Origin of the sequence: Streptosporangium sandarakinum (assembly GCF_050942225.1) — a bacterium.
GTDB lineage: Bacteria > Actinomycetota > Actinomycetes > Streptosporangiales > Streptosporangiaceae > Streptosporangium > Streptosporangium nondiastaticum.
In genome coordinates, this window is the sequence record NZ_CP192034.1 from 1,734,067 (window position 1) to 1,753,933 (window position 19,867).

The window sequence follows — 19,867 nt, forward strand, 5'->3', positions numbered from 1 at the left end:
ATCAGGGCTTGGCGTACTTCTCCAGGTCGTCGAGGATCTTCCCGGCCGCGGTGACCCCGATCCCCGTCATCCAGGTCTCGTCGTCCACGTTGTGCGCCCGGTCGTCCTTGACCACCGGCAGGTTCTTCCAGAGCGGGCCCGCGGTGACGGCGGCCTGGTCCTGGGCGGCCTGGTCGCCGTAGGCGGTGTAGAAGAGGACGTCGCCGTCGGCCTGGGGGAGGTTCTCCTGGCTCAGCTCGCCGAAGCGCCGGTCCGCCGCGCCGTTCAGCTGCTGGGGCTCGGGGCGGCCGAAGCCCGCGTCGCCGACCACGATGCCGCTGAACGACTCGGGACCGTACATCCGGATCTTGCCGGGCATGAAGCGGATGATGCTCACCTTGACCGCCTCGGAGCCGCCCAGCGAGCGCGCCCGCGACTGGTAGTCGGCGAGGAGCTTCTCGGCCTGCGCCTTCTTGCCCACGGACTCGGCGTCGAGGAGGAAGTTCTCCTTCCAGGTGGTCCCGACCTTCTCCGTGAACACGGTCGGCGCGATCCGGTTGAGCTTGTCGTAGAACTGCTCCTGACGGAACTTCGAGCCGAGGATCAGGTCCGGCTTGAGCGCGGCGATGGCCTCCAGGTTGGGAGCCTGGAGGGTGCCGACCGGCTTGGTGGCGTCCAGCGCCGAGCCGAGATACTTCGGCCACGCCTGGTTCTGGGCCGCCTGGGCCGCGCCGACCGGGGAGAGGCCGAGGGAGACCATGCTGTCCAGCTTGTCGGTGTCGAGCACGACGACCCGCCGGGGCGTCTCGGGCACCTTCGTCTCGCCCATCGCGTGCCTGACCGTCCGGGTGGGACCCTCGGCGGTCTGATCCCCGCCGTCGGAGGTGCCGCAGGCGGCGAGGGCGACGGTCGAGAGCAGAACCGCGGCGGCGGCTCTGACCAGGCGGAAGGTCATGGGTTCCCCTTGATTCATAAGGTAAGGCAAGCCTAAATATAGATGCGGCCATCGGCGGGTCAAGAACCCGCCTGCCCGAAACGCGGCCGAAACACCGCGCGCCCGGGTTTCACGGGCCCGAAACACCCGTGCACGAGGACTGAAACGGTGCGCCACCAGGCTGTGGGTCAACGTCAGTGCGCGGCCGGTCGACGAAGCCCAGAAGCGTTCACTGCGACCTGAGACGGCCATACGCCATGTGTAAGGGAGGGTCGCGTCGAATGAAGATCGATAGCGGCACCACTGCCTGGATGCTCACAGCCGCCGCCCTGGTGCTGCTGATGACTCCGGGCCTCGCGTTCTTCTACGGGGGCATGACCAGGGCCAAGAGCGTCCTCAACATGATGATGATGTCGTGGGTCAGCATCGTCGTCGCGACGATCGCCTGGGTCCTCTACGGCCACTCGCTGGCCTTCGACGAGGCCGGTTCCGGCGCCGTCAACATGATCGTCGGCGGTCTCGACAACCTCGGGCTGTCCGGCCTGGCGGACACCGCCACCAAGGACGACGGCACCGGCATGCCGAGCCTCGTCTTCTCCATGTTCCAGATGACCTTCGCGATCATCACGGTGGCCCTGATCAGCGGTGGGCTCGCCGACCGCGTCAAGTTCGGCGCCTGGGTCGTCTTCGCGGCCGTCTGGGTGAGCGTCGTCTACTTCCCCGTGGCCCACTGGGTGTGGGGCGGCGGCTGGCTGAGCAACCTCGGCATCGAGGACTTCGCCGGTGGCACGGTCGTCCACATCAACGCCGGAGCCGCGGCCCTGGCGGTGGTGCTCGTGATCGGCAAGCGGGTCGGCTGGGGCAGGGATCCGATGCGGCCGCACAACCTCACGCTCGTCCTGCTCGGCGCCGGACTGCTGTGGTTCGGCTGGTTCGGCTTCAACGCCGGCTCCGAGCTCGCCGTGGACGGCACCACCGGCCTGGCGTTCATCAACACCCAGATCGCCACCGCGGCCGCCGCCGGCGCCTGGATCGTGGCCGAGAAGCTCCGCGACGGCCACTCCACCAGCCTGGGCATCGCCTCCGGCGCCGTCGCGGGCCTGGTCGCCATCACCCCGGCCTGCGGGTTCGTCGACCCCTGGGCGGCGTTCGTCATCGGCGCGATCGCCGGGGCGGCCTGCGCCTACGCGGTCGGCCTGAAGTACAGGCTCGGCTACGACGACTCCCTGGACGTGGTCGGCGTGCACCTGGTCGGCGGTGTCATCGGCGCCGTGGCGCTCGGTTTCGTCGCGGCCTACCCGTTCGCCGACGGCCAGGAGAAGGGCGTCCTCCTGGGCGGGCCGATCTCCCAGCTCGGTGTCCAGGTGCTGGGCCCGGTCGCGGTCGGCCTGTACTCCTTCGTCGTCTCGTGGATCCTCGCCAAGGTTATCGACAGGACGATGGGCTTCCGCGTCACGCGGGAGCAGGAGGTCGCGGGCGTCGACATCACCACCCACGCCGAGACCGGGTACGACCTCGGCACCATCCACTCCTCCGGCGTGGCCTCCCCCAACGGCCCGGCCACCGCCCCGGTGTCCAGGAAGGTGGACGCATGAGACTCATCACCGCGGTGATCAAGCCCTTCAAGCTCGACGACGTGAAGGCCGCCCTCGAACAGTTCGGCGTCCAGGGCATGACGGTCAGCGAGGCCAGCGGGTACGGCCGGCAGCGCGGCCACACCGAGGTCTACCGGGGCGCCGAGTACCAGGTGGACCTGGTGCCCAAGGTCCGGCTGGAGGTGCTCGCCGAGGAGGACGACGCCGAGGACGTCATCGACGTGATCGTCAAGGCCGCGCAGACCGGGAAGATCGGCGACGGCAAGGTCTGGTCGGTCCCGGTGGACGCCGTCGTGCGGGTGCGCACCGGTGAGCGCGGCCCCGAGGCGCTCTGACCCGTGAGGGGTGACGCCCGCTCCTACGCCGCGGTCCGCAGGGACCGGGCGGCGGACATCGACCGCTGGCTCGCGGACCTGCTCCGGTCGGCCTGCGGCACGCCGCACGGCTCCCTCGGAGGCGTCGCGCGCGGCGTCCGGCGCGACCCCCGCGAGGGGCCTCGCGCGGGGCGCCGGGCGGTGGAGCCCCCGAGGGCGTCGCGCTGGTCGCGGTGGGCAGCCTGGGCCGCGGCGAACTCGCCCCGGGCAGCGACCTGGACCTGGTCCTGCTGCACGACGGCCGGCGGGACGTCGCGAGGGTCGCCGACCGCCTCTGGTACCCGATCTGGGACGCGGGGGCGGGCCTGGACCACTCGGTGCGCACGGTGGAGGAGGCCGCCGCCGTCGCCCGGGACGACCTCAGGGCCGCGCTGGGCCTCATCCAGGCCCGGCACGTGGCCGGCGATCCGGAGCTGACCCGGGCGGCGCGCGGGACCGTGCTCGCCGGCTGGCGGGCCGACGCCCGGCGGCGGCTGGGCGAGCTGCGGGAGGCCGCCGAGGGGCGGGCCGAGGCGTGCGGGGAGCTGGCGTTCCTCCTGGAACCCGATCTGAGGGACGCCCGCGGCGGTCTCCGCGACGTGCAGGCGATGCAGGCCGTGGCCGCCGCCTGGGTGGCCCCGGCGCCGGGGCCCCGGTCCCGCGAGGCGTACGAGCTGCTGCTCGACGTGCGGCACGCCCTGCACCTGGTCACCGCCCGCGGGGCCGACCGGCTGGTGCTCCAGGAGCAGGACGCGGTGGCCGGGGCGCTGGGCCTGCTCGACGCCGAGGCGCTGATGCGCCGGCTGGCCGAGGCGGGCCGGACGGTGGCGCACGCCTTCGACGCCACCTGGCGCGCCGCCGACCGGTTGCTCGGCGGTCCCGTCCCGCGGGGCCGCCGCCCGCTGGCCGACGGCGTCGTCGAGCACGGCGGCGAGGTGGCGCTCGCCCGCGGGGTGAGCCCCGCACCGACCCCGTGCTCGTGCTCCGCGCCGCCGCCGCGGCGGCGCAGGCGGGGCTGCCGCTGGCCCCCGCCGCGGTCACCGCGCTGGCGGCCCAGTCGCCGCCGATGCCGGTCCCGTGGCCGGCCGCGGCGCGCGACGCGCTGGTGGCGCTGCTCGGCGCGGGCCGCGCGGCGGTCCCGGTCTGGGAGGAACTGGACCAGGCGGGGGTGCTGGTCCGGCTCCTCCCGGACTGGGAACGGGTACGGCACCGCCCGCAGCGCAACCCGGTGCACCGCTACACCGTGGACCGGCACCTCATCGAGACCGCGGCCGCGGCGGCCGCGCACACCCGGGACGTCTCCCGTCCCGACCTGCTGCTCATCGCCGCCCTCCTGCACGACGTCGGCAAGGGCTGGCCCGGGGACCACTCCGCCACCGGCGCGGTGGTGGCCCGCGACATCGGGACCCGCATCGGCCTGCCGCCCGCCGACGTCGCCGTCCTGGAGCGGGTGGTCCGTCACCATCTGCTGCTGCCGGAGACCGCGACCCGCCGTGACCTGGATGATCCGGTGACGATCTCCCGGGTGGCCGAGGCGGTCGGCTCGCGGGAGGTCCTGGAACTTCTGGCCGCGCTCGCCGTGGCCGACGGCGCCGCCACCGGCCCGGCCGCCTGGAACGCCTGGAAGGCGTCGCTGGTGGCCGACCTCGTGCGCCGGACGCGCTCGGTGCTGTCCGGCGCACAGCCGCCCCGGCGCCCACGCTGTCGGCGGACCGGGCGTCCCTGGCCCGGCACGGCGGCTGCGCCGTGCGGGTCGGCGGGGGAGCGGTCACCGTGGTGGCTCCGGCCGTCCGCCACAGTGCCGGGCTGCTGTGGCGGGCGGCCGGGGTGCTCGCCGCCCACCGGATGGTGGTGCGCGCCGCCTCCGCAGCCTCGGCGGGCGGCACGGCCGTCATCGAGTTCTCGGTCGTCCCCGAGTACGGCTCGCCGCCCGACCCGGCGACCCTGGAGGCCGATCTGCGGCTGGTGCTGGCGGGACGGCTCGACATCGAGGAGCGTCTGGCCAGGAGGGCCAGGTCGATGCGGCCGTCCCGGGTTCCGGTGGCTCCGCCCCGGGTCACGCTGCTGGACGACGCGTCCGCCACCGCCACGGTGATCGAAGTGCGCGCCCACGATCGCCCAGGGTTATTGTGGCGAATCGGCAGGGCTTTCGGAGATTGCGGTCTTGACGTACGCGCCGCGCGTGTGGAGACTCTCGGCGCGGAGGCGGTGGACGTCTTCTACGTCGTCGACAGGGCCGGACGCCCACTGACCGACGCGGTTCAGCGAGCACAGGTGCGGGACCAGGTGCTCGCCGCGCTGCGGTAACCGCAGCTGACCGTTTTTTGTCACCTTCGTAACGATTAAGCCCGGTTTGTCGGCTATGCCGGTTGCGTCCCGTGACCTTGTGGTCTCATTGTGACCACGTACGTCGGTGAGGTGAGAGGTGTCGAAAGCGTGACGACGGCGACAACCGACAGCGGCCGTCCTTCGGCGCGTGACCGCGGTAAGCGGGCCGGCGGGAGGTTCAGCCTGCGCAACTGGCGCGTGCGGTCACGCCTTACGGCCCTGATCCTGGTGCCCACCGTGGTGGGCGTCCTGCTCGCCGGAACCCGGGTGTACGCCTCCGTCGAGAGCGTGGCCGGCTACCAGCGGGCGGCCGCGGCCGCCGAGTACGGCAACCGGATCCGCGACCTCGCGCAGGCCCTCGGCCTGGAGCGCGACCGGCTCGCCTGGTCCTCGTTCCAACCCGGCAACAAGGGGCTGAAGTCGAGCGCCGAGGCGCAGATGGAGGTCGTGGACGGCAAGGTCGGGAAGGTCCTGGCCGACCTGGGCAACATCGACGACTCCTACGGCCGGCGGGCCGCCGACGCCGCCAGGGACGTGCGCTACCAGCTGTCCGGGCTGAAGGAGTTGCGCGGGCTCTCCGGGACGATACGGGTGGAACGGTACAGCACCATGGTCTCCCCGCTGCTGCAGCTCCACGAGGAGCTCACGGCGGTCAGCGACGACCCCGAGATCGTGGGCAACACGCGCGCGCTCAGCGCGCTGGCCTACGCCAAGGAGGAGGTCTCCAGGCAGCGCGCCCGGCTGCTGTCCGGCTACTACGCGCCCTGGATGGTCAACGCCCAGGAGCTGGAGAAGTTCATCGCCTCCCGCTCGCGCATGCAGGAGTACGAGGCGGACTTCACCGTCGAGGCCACCCCGGCCAACGCCCAGCTCCTGTCCAACGCCCTGATCGACGAGCGGGTCCACCGGGCCGAGCTGACCAAGGCCAGGGCGATCGTGCTGGCCAGCGACCCGCGCCACCAGGGCCGGCTGCTGACCGACTTCGACGACGTCAAGCAGTGGTTCTCCGACAACGCCGCGGTCATCGACAAGATCGCCAAGGTCGAGTCCAAGGTCGCCGGGGACGTGGTCACCCGCGCCCGCGATCTGGAGGACACCGAGCAGCGCAACGCGATCATCACCTCCGCGCTCATCCTGCTCCTGCTGGCGCTGGTCATCGGCCTCACCGTCCTCATCGCCCGGTCGATGGTCCAGCCGCTGCGCCGCCTGCGGGCCGAGGCCCTGGACGTCGCCGGGCACCGGCTGCCCGAGGTGGTGCGCAACCTGCGGGTCTCCGGCGACAGCCAGGTCCCCGAGGTGGAGCCCATCCCCGTCGACTCCAAGGACGAGATCGGAGAGGTCGCCAAGGCCTTCGACGAGGTCCACCGCCAGGCCGTACGGCTGGCCGCGGAGGAGTCGGAGCTGCGCTCCAACATCAGCGCGATGTTCGTCAACCTCTCGCGCCGCACCCAGACCCTGGTGGAGCGGCAGATCTCGCTGATCGACGGCCTGGAGAAGGGCGAGGAGGACGGCGGGCGCCTGGGCGACCTGTTCAAGCTCGACCACCTGGCCACCCGCATGCGCCGCAACTCCGAGAACCTCCTGGTCCTCGCGGGCCACGAGCCGGCCCGCCGGCGCAGCCAGCCGGCCAAGCTCGTCGACGTCGTGCGCGCCTCCCTGTCGGAGGTCGAGGACTACGAGCGGGTGCAGGTCAAGGTGCACCGGACGATCTCGGTGGCCGGGATCGCCGCCAACGACATCGTCCACCTGGTCGCCGAGCTGGTGGAGAACGCCATCCAGTTCTCCCCCCGGGCCAGTCAGGTCGTGGTGTCCAGCAGCATGGTCGAGGGCGGCGCCGCGCTGCTCGCGGTCAGCGACGCGGGCATCGGCATGACCAACGAGGAACTGGTCGAGACCAACCGCCGCCTGGCCGACCCGCCGGTGGTGGACGTCTCGGTGTCGCGGCGGATGGGCCTGTTCGTGGTCGGCCGGCTGGCCCTTCGGCACGGCATCCGCGTCCAGCTCCGGCCGCAGGACGGCGGCGGCCTGATCGCCATGGTGCTCTTCCCGCCGGAGCTCATCGTCCAGCAGGTCCAGCCCGCCCAGACCCCCTCGTGGGGCGGCGAGTCGCGGACCGGGCGGCACTCCCCGTTCGACCAGTCCCCCTTCGGCCAGCCGCCGGTCTCCCAGCCGCCGGTCTCGCAGCCGTCGTTCGGGCAGTCGCCGGTCTCGCAGCCGTCGTTCGGCCAGTCGTCCTTCGGTCAGTCGTCGTTCGGGCAGTCCTCCCTCGACCGTCCGCCGTCCGGGCGGTCCGCTCCGCCGCGGAACCCGGCGGCGACCGGCGAGTACCCGCTGCCGCGGCGGCGGCCCCAGGCCGCCGCCCAGGCGCCGACGGACGACGCGCCCTGGGGACAGGCGTCCTCCTGGGACCAGCCGAACCCCTCCTTCGACCAGCCGAGCCCCTCGTGGGACCAACCGTCCCCCTCCTGGGGGCAGGCGTCCTATGAGGAGCCGGTGAACACCCCGATGCCGGTCGTGGAGGTCTCCCCGCTCGAACCCGAGCAGGAGGAGTACCTGCCGATCTTCGCCTCCGTCGAGTCCGCCTGGTTCCGCAGGCCGGACGCCCCGGAGCCGCACTCGGCCGCCGGGGCGGCCCCGGCAGGCCGGCCCGCGCCGTACGACCCCCTGGCCGCGGGGCCCACGCCCCCGGCCGGGATGCCCGCCGCCGAACCCGTCGCCGCCGAGCCGGTCGCCGCCGACGGGAGCTGGCACAGCCCCGCCGACGCCGGGTGGCAGGCGGCCAGGGCCGCGAGCGAGCCGGCCCTCGGGGGGACGACCGCGTCCGGCCTGCCCAAGCGGACGCCCAAGGCCAACCTGGTGCCGGGCGCCGCGACGAGCACGCCCGCACCGGCCGCTCCGATGGCGCCGATCTCGGCCGAGCGGGTCCGCAGCCGTCTGTCGAGCTTCCAGCAGGGGATCCGGCGCGGTCGCGCCGAACTGTACGAGGACACCGCCGGAAAGACGGCGGATAAGGAGGAGGGTTCGTGACGACCCTGAGCCATGAGGCACGCAGGTTCGACTGGCTGATCACCGAGTTCGTCCGCGGCACCCCCGGTGTCGCGCACGCGGTGTGCGTCTCGGCCGACGGACTGCGGCTCGCCAGCTCCGAGGGGTTCCCCGATGACCGCGCCGACCAGCTCTCCGCCGTGGCGGCCGGGCTGCTCAGCCTCACCGTGGGCGCGTCCCGCGTCTTCGACGGCGGATCCGTCACCCAGACGGTGGTCGAGATGGAGCGCGGCCTGCTGCTGGTCATGGCGATCAGTGACGGCTCCTGCCTGGCGGTGCTGGCCTCCGCCGAGTGCGACATGGGCCTGGTGGCCTACCAGATGACCCTGCTCGTCGACCGGGCCGGCCAGGTGCTCACCCCCGCCCTGCGGGCCGAGCTGCAGTCCACCCGGGGGCGTTGATGAACGCGCGCGTCACGGGAGAGGGCCGTGATCGGTAACGACGGGACCGGGGACGAGGAGCCCCTGTTCCGTCCGTACGCGATGACCGGCGGCCGCGCCGAGCCCCGCTACCACCTGGCGCTGGAGACGCTGGTCTCGTCCTCGTTCGTCACGGACGAGGAACTCGCCCTGCTCACTCCCGAGCAGGACGCCATCATGAGGCTGTGCCGGTCCTTCCGGTCGGTCGCCGAGATCTCCGCCCTGTTGCGGGTCCCCCTGGGCGTGGCCCGGGTGCTCGTCGCGGACATGGCGGACGAGGGCCTCGTCCGCCTGCACCAGCCGCAGCTGGAGAAGGGGCAGCCGGATCTCGACATGCTCGAAAGGGTGCTCAGTGGACTTCGCAGGCTCTAATCCCGGCGGCCTGACCTCGACGAAGATCGTCGTCGCCGGTGGGTTCGGCGTCGGGAAGACCACGTTCGTGGGGTCGGTCTCGGAGATCCTCCCGCTGACCACCGAGGCGGTGATGACCGACGCCAGCGCCGGCATCGACGACCTGGGGCTGACCCCGAACAAGACCACCACCACGGTGGCGATGGACTTCGGCCGGGTCTCGCTGGCCCAGGACCTGATCCTGTACCTGTTCGGCACACCGGGTCAGCACCGGTTCTGGTTCATGTGGGACGACCTCGTCAAGGGCGCCATCGGCGCGGTCGTGCTGGTCGACACCCGGAGGCTGGCCGACGGGTTCCCGGCGATCGACTACTTCGAGGAGGCCGGGCTGCCCTTCGTCGTGGCCATCAACGGCTGGGACGGGCAGTTCCCCCACTCTCAGGAGCAGGTGCGCGAGGCGCTGGCGCTGGCGCCGTACGTCCCGGTGGTGACCATCGACGCGCGCTCGCGCGACTCCGTCAAGCGCACGCTCATCACGCTGGTCGAGCATGTTCTGCGGGTCCGCGCGGGCCACGGCATGTCGGCCTGACCGGCTCTCGCGGCCGGAGCCGGACGCGTCGCACGGCGCGGGCCGTCCGTACGGCATGGGCGGCCGGTGCCCCGCCGGCCCGCGGGTGCGTCCCGCGGGCCCGCGCGGGCGGTCCTCAGCCGATCCACCACCGGGCGGCGACCAGCTCGGCCACCAGCGTCTCGGTGAGCAGGGCGACGCCGGGGTCGTCGTCGTGCCGGTATCGGACGGCGTCCCGGGCGCCGGGCAGCTCGCCGCCGACGGTGAGCACGGTGGAGCCCCGCTGCCGGATCCAGTCCATGGCCTGCTCGTCGTAGGCGGAGCCGGGGAACAGGATCGCCCGGTAGTCGAGGGTCTTGGTCAGGTAGACGTCCACGTGGGCCCAGTCGCCCGTCTCGCAGGCGTCGGCCGCCCGGCGCGGGCCCTCGCGGAACATCAGCGCCGACTGCTCGGCGGACGACAGCCGCTCGGCGGGGGCGATCGTGTAGACCCCGTGCGGGCCGTCGAGCAGCTCAGCGGCCCGCTCCAGCCACTCCCCGCGCCGTTCCAGCAGGTCGGCGGCGGCCTCGGCGGCGCGGCGCAGCAGGGCCGGCACGTCCGGGCCCGAGCCGGTCAGGCGGCCGTGCAGGGCCAGCAGCAGTGCGATCGTGTGCTGGAAGGTACGGCAGGCCACCCCGCCGCGCTCCTCGCCGGCGAGCATCGGAACCGTCAGGTCGGCGCCCTCGGCGACGGGCGAGCCGTCCCGGTTGGTCATCGCCAGGACGAACGACCGGCCCCGGTGGCGGGCGACCGCGTCGAGGGTCTCCCGGCTGCCGCCGGTCGCGGAGATCGCCACGACGAGCGTGCCGGGGTCCGGCGGGTAGGAGGTGGCGGCGGAGGCGTACTCGGCGACCGCGTCGATCCCCGCCGCCCGCAGGCGAGCCGCGGCGACCCCGGCGGCGTAGCGGGAGCTGCCCATGCCGAGGAAGAGGACCCGCCGTACGGCGGGCGGCAGGGCGCCGAACGGGTCGTCGGCCTCCAGGGCGTCCGCCAGCCCGGTCAGCGCGGCGGGCTTGGCCTCCAGGTCGGCGAGGTACAGCTCGGGGTTCACGTTCTCTTCTCTCCTTCACCGGGGGATTCCCGGGTTTCGCCGGAACTTCTCGTGGGTTCGCGGGGGTCGGCGGGGTGGTCCCCGCGCGGGCACGCCGTGGCGGGCCCGGGGATGAGGGGACGGCGGCTCAGCCGTACCAGGACCGCAGGACCCCCATCGGCGCGTAGCGCCAGCGCGACAGGTGACGGGCGGCGTAGATGAGCTCCCGGCACTCCTGTTCGATCTCGAAGGGCCGCAGCAGGGAGTCGTCCAGCAGGTCCGACCGGCCGCGCTCGGCCAGGCGGGCACGGTAGGCCGTCTCCAGCGCGGTGCGGGCGGCGGCCGCCCAGGCGCCGGCCGCGGCCGGGTCGGCGCCGCGGCGCCTGATCGCCACCTGGGCGACGTGGTCGACGCTGGTGGTCAGCTGGGCGAGGTCGCGGGCGGCGGGCTGGAAGGGATCGGCGCCGGTGACCGTGGGGTTGCCGTCGAAGTCGATCACCGCGTAGCCGTCGCGCCAGCGCAGGATCTGGCCCACGTGCAGGTCGCCGTGGATGCGGATCAGCGGGGTGGGCCCCGCGCCGGTCAGCGGGGCGAGCCCGGCGCGCAGCGCGCCGGCGTGGGAGGCGAGCCAGTCGCCGTCCTCGCCGCCGGTCAGCGTGAGCGCCTCCTCCAGCGCCGCCAGCGCCCGGGCGGACGGCTCGGGGCTGATCGGGGCGTGCCGTACCGGGCGGGGGATGGTGGTCGAGGGGGTGGCGAGGGCCGCGTGCAGGTCGGCCGCCAGCGTCCCGAGTTCGGTGGCGAAGGCCGTTTCGCCGCGCGCGGCCTCGTCCACGCACCACTCCCAGCCGTCCGAGGCGTCGGGGAGGTAGGCGGTGACCAGGGCGAGGAGCACCTCACCCGCGCCTTCGCCGTCGTCGCCGCCCTCGCGCCGCGTCACCGCCGCGTACGGCGTGGCGGTGGCGGTGAAACCGACCTCGGTCAGGTGGGCGAACATCTCCGGAGCCGGTTGGGGAAGCGGGGCGGGGGGAGTGAGCCACTTCACAACCACGCTGTCGCCGATGATCACTGAGTGATTCGTCTGGTCGACGTCGAAGCCCCGCTCGACCGGGGGGCACCCCTCGGAAACGGCCTCAACTTGAATAAGAGTTGAAAAGCCCTGGACATGCGTACCGGGAAGCGACCGGAAGTGCTTCGCGGCGAACGGCGAAGGGATTTCCCTGGTCAGAGCCTTAATGAGTTCGCTGCTGCGCCCATCCCCGGCGCGTGGCGGGGTCCCGAGCCGCGCCCAGATTGAACGTGGATTTAACAAACTGATCAAACTTCCCTGTGACGTTGTGGGGCAAAGTCTTGCTCAAGATATTCTTGCCTGCAACACTCCTGCTTTGGTCTGCCGTGTCCGTTACGGCCGGGCTGCCCCACTTAACCTGAATTCCGAAGGAGTAGCGGCCGTGTTCCGTGCTCGGTCCCCTCGTTCCCTTCCCGCCGCCGTGCTGGTCACCGGCCTGGCCCTCGCCGTCTCCGCCTGCGGCGGGGGCTCCGGAGAGACCACCGCCGCGGACTCCGGCGCCACCGCCGCGGCCGCACAGCTCAACCCGAACGCCGACCTGACGAAACAAAGCGTCACCGTCACCGTGTGGGACGGCTACACGCCCAAGGAGCTTCCCGAGAAGGTCAAGGAGAAGCTCAAGTTCGACCTCAAGGTGACGCTGCACGACACCAACGAGATCGCCATGGCCAAGCTGACCTCGGGCGCCGACACCGGCATCGACGTGGCGTTCGTCTCCGGCCAGTACGCCCAGGCGCTCAACGAGGCCGGGCTGCTGGAGCCGCTCCACCCCGAGCTCATCCCCAACCTCGCCAACCTCTACCCCGAGGCCAAGGAACTGGCCTACGACAAGGGCAACGTCTTCTCCGTCCCCTACACCTGGGGCACCACCGGCATCTGCTACCGCACCGACCTGGTGAAGACGCCGCCGGCGAGCTGGAACGACATCCTCAACCCGCCCGCCGACGCCGAGAAGAAGGTCACGATGATGACCACCGAGCGCTGGCTGGCCCTGCCCGCCGTCAAGGCGCTCGGCTACTCGGTCAACACCCGCAGCGACGAGGAGCTGGCCAAGGTCAAGGAGAAGCTGCTGGCGGCCAAGCCCCACCTGCTGAAGTACGACGACACCACCTTCGGCGACCTGCTCAAGGCGGGCGACGCCGTGATGGTGGAGGCGTGGGACGGCTGGTGCCCCACCACCGAGAAGAACATCAAGTTCGTGGTGCCCAAGGAGGGCAGCGACCTCTGGGTGGACACCATGGTGATCCTGAAGTCCTCCAAGAACAAGGAGGCCGCCCACGCGCTGATCAACTACATCCTCAGCCCGGAGATCCACGGCTGGGCCGCGGAGAACATCCTGTACAAGGTGCCCAACAAGGCCGCCATGGACCAGGTGGACGCCAAGCTCAAGGCCGACAACACCCCGCTGCAGATGACCCCCGCCCAGCTCCTGCAGGGTGAGTCGATCGTCGACCTCGGCGAGGACTCCACGAAGTTCACCCGCCTGGCGACCGAGGTCTCGGCGAAGCAGTGACCGCCTCCACCGCCCCCGGTACGGCCGCCCGGCGGCGGCCGCACCGGTCGCGCGCCCTGGGGCGGCTCGTCTTCCTCGGCCCCGGCCTGGCCTTCCTCGTCGCCTTCCTGCTCGTCCCGCTGGCGCTGGTCCTCAGCTACACGCTGTTCCGCCGGGGACGGTTCGGCGGCGTCGTCTACGAGGCGACGGGGGAGAACTTCACCCGGCTGCTCGACCCGCTCTACCTCGACGTGGTCGTCGGCTCGCTGAAGCTGGCCGGGCTCGCCACGCTGATCGCCCTGCTCGTCGGCTACCCCACGGCCTACCTGATCGCGCAACTGCCGCGGAAGTGGAAGACGATCGCGCTGGTGGCGATCGTGCTGCCCTTCTGGACCAACTTCCTGGTCCGCATCTACGCCTGGATCGTTCTACTGAGCGGCCCCGGCCTGGTCAACTCCGCGCTGGTGAAGCTCGGCCTGGTCGACAAGCCGCTGGAGCTGCTGTACAACCAGGGCACCATCGTCACCGGCCTGATCTACTCATACCTGCCGCTGATGGTGCTCCCGCTGTACGCCGCGATCGAGAAGCTCGACCCGCAGCTCCGTGAGGCGTCGGCCAACCTCGGCGCCCGGCCGGCCCGCACGTTCGTGTCGGTGACGCTGCCGCTGACCCTGCCGGGCGTGCTCACCGGTTGCCTGTTCGTCTTCGTGCCGAGCTTCGGCAACTTCATCATCCCCGAGTTGCTCGGCGGCGGGCGATCGATCATGGTCGGCAACCTGATCCGCGACCAGTTCCTCAAGGCGCGCGACTGGCCGTTCGGCGCCACGCTGTCGCTGGCGCTGCTCGCCGTACTGATCGTCCTGCTGCTGCTGCAGGCCTGGAGTTCCCGTCGTGCGTAGACCGCGCCTGTTGTACGTGCCCTTCTGGGTGACCTATGTCTTCCTCTACACGCCGATCGTGGTGCTCGTCGGCATGTCGTTCAACGCCGGGAAGTCGCCCTACGTCTTCGACGGGTTCAGCCTGAAGTGGTACGGCGAGCTCGCCGGCAACGCGACCATCCGCGAGGGCCTGGTCAACACGCTCGTCGTGGCCGCCGGGTCCACGGTACTGGCCACCGTCCTCGGCACCCTGCTCGCGGTGGGCCTGGCCCGCCACACCAGGTCGCGGGTGCTGGACGCGCTGGGCGTGCTGCCGGCCGTGCTGCCCGACCTCGTGCTGGGCATCGGCCTGCTGGTGTTCTACGCCGCGGTCAAGATGACGCTCGGGCTGCACTCGGTGCTGCTGGCCCACACCGTGTTCGGCATGGCGTTCGTCACCGCGGTGGTCCGCACCCGGCTCACCCACGCCGACGCCTCCCTGGAGGAGGCGTCCCGGGACCTCGGCGCCACGCCGCTGGCCACGTTCTTCCGCGTCACGCTGCCGCAGCTCGCGCCCGGTGTGGCCGCGGGCGCGCTGCTGGCGTTCACGCTGTCCGTCGACGAGTTCGTCATCGCGTTCTTCACCGCGGCGCCGACCACGCCGACCCTGCCCATCGTCATCTACTCAATGGTCCGCTTCGGGGTCACCCCGGAGATCAACGCGCTGGCGACCCTGCTGCTGGCGGTGAGCTTCACCGTGGTGATCGTGGCCCAGCGGATGACCCGACTGACGGAGTCTCTGTCGTAATGCTGCAGATCACAGGTGTCAGCCGCCGGTTCGGCGAGGTCACGGCTCTGTCGGAGGTCTCCCTGGACATCCGGCAGGGCGAGTTCTTCGCGCTGCTCGGCCCCAGCGGCTGCGGCAAGACCACGCTGCTGCGGATCCTCGCCGGGTTCGAGAGCCCCGACTCCGGCACCGTCACCCTCGACGGCGCCGACCTGCTCTCGCTGCCTGCGCACCGCCGCCCGATCAACCTCATGTTCCAGTCGTACGCGCTGTTCCCGCACATGACCGTGGCGAAGAACGTCGCCTACGGCCTGGAGCGGGAACGGCTGCCCCGGGCCGAGATCCGCGAGCGCGTCGAGGAGGTCCTCGCGAAGGTCGGCCTGGCCGAGATGGCCGGGCGCCGGCCGCAGCAGCTCTCCGGCGGCCAGCGGCAGCGGGTCGCGCTGGCCCGCGCGATCGTGAAGCGGCCCCGGCTGCTGCTGCTCGACGAGCCGCTGTCCGCGCTGGACAAGAAGGTCCGCGCGGAGATGCAGCTGGAGCTGAAGCGGCTCCAGCACGAGGTCGGCATCACCTTCGTCGTGGTCACCCACGACCAGGAGGAGGCCATGTCGCTGGCCGACCGGATCGCGGTCTTCAGCGCGGGCCGGGTCGAGCAGGTGGACGAGCCGGTGGCGCTGTACGAGCGGCCCCGCACGCCGTTCGTCGCCGGTTTCGTGGGGGCCAGCAACCTCTTCGAGGGCGCGGTCCACGACGGTGGCCTGGACGGCGGCGCGCTCGGCGTCCTGCCCGGCACGGGGGACCTGCCCGAGGGGACTCCCGCGCTGCTGTCCGTACGGCCGGAACGGATCCGGCTGGAGGACTTCGGCGTGCCCGACGAGGAGGCCCCGGAGGAACCGGCGGAGTCCCCGGAGCCCGCGGGAGAGTCCCCGGAGCCGGAGCCGGAGCCCGCGGCGGAGTCTCCGCGGGAGGAGCCGGTCTCAGAGGAGCCGGTCTCGGAGAAGCCGGTCTCGGAGGATCCGGAGAGCGCGGAGAAGCCGGAGACGGCGGAAAGCGTGGAAGAGGCGGTCTCGGAGGATCCGGAGAGCGCGGAGAAGCCGGAGACGGCGGAAAGCGCGGAACCGGAGGAGCCGGAGGGCGCGGAACCGGAGGAGCCGGAGGGCGCGGAACCGGAGGAGCCGGAGGGCGCGGAACCGGAGGATGCCGCCGGACCCTCAGAGGGCGCCGGGGATGCCGCGGAAGGTTCCGGGGACGACCCCGGCGAGGTGCCGGACCGCTCCAAGGACTCCGGCGCTCCGGAGGACGGGGGAGTGCTGCGGGGGAAGGTGGCCGACGTCAGCTTCTACGGAGGCGTCTCGCACATCTCCGTCGTCGTGCCGGGACGCCCGGCGCCGGTCCTGGTCGCCGCCCAGGGGGCCACCAGGGTCCGGACGGGATCGGCGGTGGCCCTCCACTGGGCGGCGGACGACGGGGTTCTGGTGCCTCAATGAGACGTCTTGAGCGGGTTGTTCGTCGCGGTCCGGGCGTAGGCCAGGATGAGCTCCGCCGCCTCCTCCGGGCCGATCACCGGGTGGCGGGCCGTTATGCGGTAACCGTACGCGTCCTCCAGCGCGACCAGGTTGCGCGCGATGACCAGGGAGTCGTCGGCGAGCGTGAAGGTCCCCAGGGCGGCCCCGGTCTCCAGGACGCTCTGGTACAGCGAGACCTGGCGGTCGTAGAGCGTGGTGAGCAGCAGGGCGTACATCCGGTTGCGCGGCGCCGCCCCGCCCAGCTCGTTGAGGAGCCGCACGTCGGGGTCGTCCGGCCCGTGCGGCAGGCCGGAGCGGATGGTGACGACGAGCTTCTCGACGGGGTCGCGCATGCCGGCGATCCGCTTCAGCCGCTGCTCGTAGAAGCGCTCCATCCCCGCGTGGTGGGCGTCGACCAGCAGGTCCCCGAGCTGGGGGTAGTGGTAGAGCACCGCCCCGGAGGTCAGCCCGGCCTCCTCGGCGACGTGGTTGAGGTGGACTCCGTCGGTGCCGTGCCGGATTATCGCCCGGTGCGCGGCCGCTATGAGATCGAGCCGCCGATCCGCCCGGTTCTTGCGCGTCATGATACCCCGCTCGTTGAAAAGAAAGCTGTGAGCCCGGGGTCCATGGTGACCCCTTTCCGGCGATTTAGCCAGACACAGAATTGAATCACTCTTCAAAGCCCAGAACACCACAACATACGGAGGCGTGATGTCGCTCACGATCCTGTTCATGCCGGAGAGCGCTTACGGGCCGACGAACAACTGCATCGGCATCGGTGACATTCTCCGCAAGCGCGGTCACCGGGTCGTCTTCGCAGCTGAGGCGTCCTGGAAGGGCAAATTGGAAGCGCTCGGATTCGAGGAGGACCTGGTCGACCTCGCGCCGCCGGCCGAAGAGGAGCAGGACGCCGGGCAGTTCTGGAAGGATTTCATCCGCGACACCGCGCCGGAATACCGCAAGACGACCGCCGAACAGCTGGAGACGGTGACCAAGCCGATCTGGGAAGCCCTGATCGATGGTGTGAAGTACTGCGAGCCGCGGCTGAAGGAGATTATCGAGCGGGTCAGGCCGGATGTGATCGTCGAGGACAATGTGATCACTTTTCCGGCGCTGCTGACCGCGGGCAAGCCGTTCGTCCGCATCGTCTCGTGCAACCCGCTTGAGGCCCGCGGCGAGAACATCCCGCCGGTCTTCTCCGGCCTGCCCTCCGGTGACCGTTCGGAGTGGGACGCCTTCCGCGCCGAGTACGACCGCACCCACCGGGAGCTGTGGAGCGCCTTCAACGAGTGGTGCGTCGAGCAGGGCACCGAGCCGCTGCCCGACCTGGACTTCATCCACGAGGGCGACCTGAACCTCTACGTCTATCCGGAGATCGCCGACTACACCGACGCCCGGCCGCTGGACGAGCGCTGGCACCGCCTGGACTCCTCGGTCCGCGAGACCGACGCCGAGTTCGAGCTGCCCGAGTCGCTGGCCTCCCGGGACGGCGCGCTGGTCTACTTCTCGCTGGGCTCGCTCGGCTCGGCCGACGTCGAGCTGATGCAGCGCGTCATCGACGTGCTGGCCACCACCCCGTACCGCTTCATCGTCTCCATGGGCCCGCTGCACGAGGAGATCAAGCTCGCCGACAACATGTGGGGCGCCGAGACCGTCCCGCAGACCACGATCCTGCCGATGGTGGACCTGGTCATCACCCACGGCGGCAACAACACCACCACCGAGGCGCTGCACTTCGGCAAGCCGATGATCCTGCTGCCCCTGTTCTGGGACCAGTACGACAACGCGCAGCGCGTCCACGAGCTCGGCTACGGCGTGCGGCTCGGCACCTACACCTTCACCGACGAGGAGCTGACCGGCGCGCTGGAGCGGCTGCTCGGCGACACCGCGCTCCGCGAGCGCCTGGCCGCGGCCGGCGAGGAGATCCGCCGCCGCGACGGCCTGCGCAGGGCCGCCGACCTGATCGAGCGGGCCGGAGCCTGACGTCCGCCCCCGCCGGGCCCCTCCACCCGAGGGGCCGGGCGGGACGGCCAGGAAACCCCGCACACCACCACGAGGAAACGACCATGGGCAAGTTGATCAATCCGGCGACCGGCGAGCTTCTGCGGGAGGTCGCCGACACCCCCGTCACGGAGGTGGCCGCCGCCGTACGGCGGGCGCGGGCAGCGTACGCGGAGTGGAGCGAGGCCACCCCGGCGGAGCGGGCGAAGGTGCTGCTGCGCCTGGCCGATCTCGTCGAGGCCGACGCCGAGGAGCTCACCCGGCTGGAGGTCGCCGAGACCGGCAAGCCCGCGGCGGTGTTCCGCGATGGCGAGCTGCCGTTCGCGGCCGACAACCTCCGCTTCTTCGCCGGCGCGGCCCGCTCGCTGGACGGCACCGGGGCGGGGGTGTTCAGCTCCGGCTACACCTCCGTGCTGGTCCGCCGCCCGATCGGCGTGGTCGCCTCGATCTCCCCGTGGAACTTCCCCCTCGTGATGGCGGTGTGGAAGATCGGCCCGGCCCTGGCCGCGGGCAACGGCGTGGTGATCAAGCCCGCGCCGCAGACGCCGGGCACCACACTGCGGCTGGCCGAGCTGTTCGCCCGGGCCGGAGCCCCCGAGGGGCTGCTCCAGGTCGTCCTCGGCGACGCCGAGGTGGGCGAGGCGCTGGTCGGCGACCCGGGTGTGGACATGGTGAGCGTCACCGGCTCCACCGAGACCGGCCGGGCCGTCATGCGCGGGGCGGCCGGCTCGCTCAAGCGGGTCCACCTGGAACTCGGCGGCAAGGCCCCGGCGCTGGTCTTCGGCGACGCGAACCTGGCCGACATGGCGCGCGGGGTGGCCATGGGCGCCACCTACAACAGCGGGCAGGACTGCACGGCCGCGACCCGCGTCTACGTCTCCCGCGAGGTGTACGGCGAGGCCGTCGAGGCACTCCGCGAGACGCTCGCGCAGGTCAGGGTGGGCGACCCCTGGGACGACGCCACCGACATCGGCCCGCTGGTCTCCGCCGGGCACCGGGCCCGGGTGCACGGGTTCGTCGAGCGGGCGGCGGCCGAGGGCGCCTCGGTGCTCTGCGGCGGCGCTCCCCTCGACGGTCCCGGCTACTACTACCCGCCGACGCTGATCGCCGACGCCCGCCAGGACAGCGAGATCGTGCGGGGCGAGCTTTTCGGTCCGGTGCTGGTGGTGCTGCCCTTCGACGGCGAGGACGAGGCGGTCCGCCTGGCCAACGACACCCCCTACGGCCTGGCGTCGTCGGTCTGGTCGCGGGACGTGGCGCGGGCGCTGCGCGTGTCGCACCGGCTCGACGTGGGCGTGACGTGGGTCAACGACCACCTGCCGATCGCCTCGGAGGCGCCGCACGGCGGGGTCAAGCAGAGCGGCTTCGGCAAGGACATGAGCCAAGAGGCCGTACAGGAGTATTCGGTCACGCGGCACCTTATGATCAAGCACCAGGACCCCGAGGCCAGGGCCTCTTTTCGGCCCGCGTGACAGCCCGGTGTTTTGTCCTTTTTATGGCGATATAGCAGCATTTACG

General features: G+C 71.8%; 17 protein-coding genes and 2 pseudogenes. 15 read left to right on the forward strand and 4 right to left on the reverse strand.

Going from position 1 to position 19,867, the window contains the following annotated elements; all coding sequences use genetic code 11:
* Nucleotide 1 precedes the first annotated feature (1 nt).
* Entirely contained in the window at nt 2–934 is a 933-nt protein-coding gene (locus ACQP10_RS08245) for an ABC transporter substrate-binding protein (RefSeq protein WP_346020899.1), read from the reverse strand.
* 260 nt (nt 935–1,194) lie between these two features.
* On the opposite strand from ACQP10_RS08245, the gene ACQP10_RS08250 reads away from it, so the two are divergent.
* The 9 genes and pseudogenes from ACQP10_RS08250 to ACQP10_RS08290 all read left to right on the forward strand — a co-directional run bounded on the left by ACQP10_RS08250 (nt 1,195) and on the right by ACQP10_RS08290 (nt 9,593).
* Entirely contained in the window at nt 1,195–2,508 is a 1,314-nt protein-coding gene (locus ACQP10_RS08250; protein ID WP_433541140.1) for an ammonium transporter, read from the forward strand.
* Nucleotides 2,505–2,843, forward strand: coding sequence for a P-II family nitrogen regulator (locus ACQP10_RS08255; RefSeq protein ID WP_179819116.1), 339 nt, complete (start codon nt 2,505–2,507; stop codon nt 2,841–2,843). The genes ACQP10_RS08250 and ACQP10_RS08255 overlap by 4 nt, the downstream gene beginning before the upstream one ends.
* A gap of 212 nt (nt 2,844–3,055) precedes the next feature.
* Nucleotides 3,056–3,646: pseudogene (locus ACQP10_RS08260) on the forward strand ([protein-PII] uridylyltransferase); the annotation flags it as partial.
* Between the two features lie 281 nt (nt 3,647–3,927).
* A pseudogene (locus ACQP10_RS08265) lies at nt 3,928–4,317 on the forward strand (HD domain-containing protein); the annotation flags it as partial.
* A gap of 317 nt (nt 4,318–4,634) precedes the next feature.
* Nucleotides 4,635–5,168 (forward strand): ACT domain-containing protein, encoded by a 534-nt coding sequence (locus ACQP10_RS08270; RefSeq protein ID WP_433541141.1) that lies wholly within the window; start codon nt 4,635–4,637, stop codon nt 5,166–5,168.
* A 129-nt stretch (nt 5,169–5,297) separates the two neighbouring features.
* The gene (locus ACQP10_RS08275; protein WP_433541142.1) at nt 5,298–8,216 is read left to right on the forward strand and encodes a nitrate- and nitrite sensing domain-containing protein; all 2,919 of its coding nucleotides are present in this window, start codon (nt 5,298–5,300) and stop codon (nt 8,214–8,216) included.
* A complete protein-coding gene (locus ACQP10_RS08280) occupies nt 8,213–8,635 on the forward strand; it encodes a roadblock/LC7 domain-containing protein (protein ID WP_386149223.1) in 423 nt (140 codons plus the stop codon). The genes ACQP10_RS08275 and ACQP10_RS08280 overlap by 4 nt, the downstream gene beginning before the upstream one ends.
* 27 nt (nt 8,636–8,662) lie before the next feature.
* Nucleotides 8,663–9,025, forward strand: coding sequence for a DUF742 domain-containing protein (locus ACQP10_RS08285; RefSeq protein ID WP_179819112.1), 363 nt, complete (start codon nt 8,663–8,665; stop codon nt 9,023–9,025).
* Nucleotides 9,006–9,593 carry a GTP-binding protein gene (locus ACQP10_RS08290; protein WP_346020895.1) on the forward strand — a complete coding sequence of 196 codons (588 nt, stop codon included), beginning with the start codon at nt 9,006–9,008 and terminating at the stop codon, nt 9,591–9,593. The genes ACQP10_RS08285 and ACQP10_RS08290 overlap by 20 nt, the downstream gene beginning before the upstream one ends.
* A 115-nt stretch (nt 9,594–9,708) precedes the next feature.
* Here the strand turns inward: ACQP10_RS08290 and ACQP10_RS08295 are convergent, their stop codons facing one another.
* Together ACQP10_RS08295 and ACQP10_RS08300 are read right to left on the reverse strand one after the other, a co-directional pair.
* On the reverse strand, nt 9,709–10,662 hold the full coding sequence (locus ACQP10_RS08295) for an SIS domain-containing protein (RefSeq protein WP_433541143.1): 954 nt from the start codon (nt 10,660–10,662) through the stop codon (nt 9,709–9,711).
* A gap of 127 nt (nt 10,663–10,789) precedes the next feature.
* Nucleotides 10,790–11,635 (reverse strand): hypothetical protein, encoded by an 846-nt coding sequence (locus ACQP10_RS08300; protein ID WP_433541144.1) that lies wholly within the window; start codon nt 11,633–11,635, stop codon nt 10,790–10,792.
* 454 nt (nt 11,636–12,089) lie between these two features.
* On the opposite strand from ACQP10_RS08300, the gene ACQP10_RS08305 reads away from it, so the two are divergent.
* From ACQP10_RS08305 to ACQP10_RS08320, 4 genes are read left to right on the forward strand one after another with little or no spacing between them, the layout of a single operon-like run.
* Nucleotides 12,090–13,220, forward strand: a complete 1,131-nt coding sequence (locus ACQP10_RS08305) for a polyamine ABC transporter substrate-binding protein (RefSeq protein ID WP_346020892.1) — start codon at nt 12,090–12,092, stop codon at nt 13,218–13,220.
* Nucleotides 13,217–14,098: an ABC transporter permease gene (locus tag ACQP10_RS08310; RefSeq protein ID WP_346020891.1), complete on the forward strand. Its 882-nt coding sequence runs from the start codon at nt 13,217–13,219 to the stop codon at nt 14,096–14,098. The genes ACQP10_RS08305 and ACQP10_RS08310 overlap by 4 nt, the downstream gene beginning before the upstream one ends.
* A complete protein-coding gene (locus ACQP10_RS08315) occupies nt 14,091–14,864 on the forward strand; it encodes an ABC transporter permease (protein WP_346020890.1) in 774 nt (257 codons plus the stop codon). The genes ACQP10_RS08310 and ACQP10_RS08315 overlap by 8 nt, the downstream gene beginning before the upstream one ends.
* On the forward strand, nt 14,864–16,330 hold the full coding sequence (locus ACQP10_RS08320) for an ATP-binding cassette domain-containing protein (RefSeq protein ID WP_433541145.1): 1,467 nt from the start codon (nt 14,864–14,866) through the stop codon (nt 16,328–16,330). Before ACQP10_RS08315 ends, ACQP10_RS08320 begins: the two co-directional genes overlap by 1 nt.
* On the opposite strand, the gene ACQP10_RS08325 is transcribed toward ACQP10_RS08320, so the two are convergent.
* Complete coding sequence (locus ACQP10_RS08325) at nt 16,324–16,932, reverse strand: TetR/AcrR family transcriptional regulator (protein ID WP_189246053.1); 609 nt, start codon at nt 16,930–16,932, stop codon at nt 16,324–16,326. The genes ACQP10_RS08320 and ACQP10_RS08325 overlap by 7 nt on opposite strands.
* Before the next feature lie 127 nt (nt 16,933–17,059).
* Between ACQP10_RS08325 and ACQP10_RS08330 the strand changes: the two genes are divergently transcribed.
* A complete protein-coding gene (locus tag ACQP10_RS08330; RefSeq protein ID WP_346020888.1) occupies nt 17,060–18,331 on the forward strand; it encodes a glycosyltransferase in 1,272 nt (423 codons plus the stop codon).
* Between the two features lie 83 nt (nt 18,332–18,414).
* On the forward strand, nt 18,415–19,821 hold the full coding sequence (locus ACQP10_RS08335) for an aminobutyraldehyde dehydrogenase (RefSeq protein ID WP_346020887.1): 1,407 nt from the start codon (nt 18,415–18,417) through the stop codon (nt 19,819–19,821).
* Nucleotides 19,822–19,867: the final 46 nt, after the last annotated feature.

What these genes read in the sequence shown, in the direction of transcription:
- ACQP10_RS08245 (WP_346020899.1), bottom strand. Translation starts at nt 934, where the DNA reads ATGACCTTCCGCCTGGTCAGAGCCGCCGCCGCGGTTCTGCTCTCGACC.
- ACQP10_RS08250 (WP_433541140.1), top strand. Translation starts at nt 1,195, where the DNA reads ATGAAGATCGATAGCGGCACCACTGCCTGGATGCTCACAGCCGCCGCC.
- ACQP10_RS08255 (WP_179819116.1), top strand. Translation starts at nt 2,505, where the DNA reads ATGAGACTCATCACCGCGGTGATCAAGCCCTTCAAGCTCGACGACGTG.
- ACQP10_RS08300 (WP_433541144.1), bottom strand. Translation starts at nt 11,635, where the DNA reads ATGTTCGCCCACCTGACCGAGGTCGGTTTCACCGCCACCGCCACGCCG.
- ACQP10_RS08320 (WP_433541145.1), top strand. Translation starts at nt 14,864, where the DNA reads ATGCTGCAGATCACAGGTGTCAGCCGCCGGTTCGGCGAGGTCACGGCT.
- ACQP10_RS08325 (WP_189246053.1), bottom strand. Translation starts at nt 16,932, where the DNA reads ATGACGCGCAAGAACCGGGCGGATCGGCGGCTCGATCTCATAGCGGCC.
- ACQP10_RS08330 (WP_346020888.1), top strand. Translation starts at nt 17,060, where the DNA reads ATGTCGCTCACGATCCTGTTCATGCCGGAGAGCGCTTACGGGCCGACG.
- ACQP10_RS08335 (WP_346020887.1), top strand. Translation starts at nt 18,415, where the DNA reads ATGGGCAAGTTGATCAATCCGGCGACCGGCGAGCTTCTGCGGGAGGTC.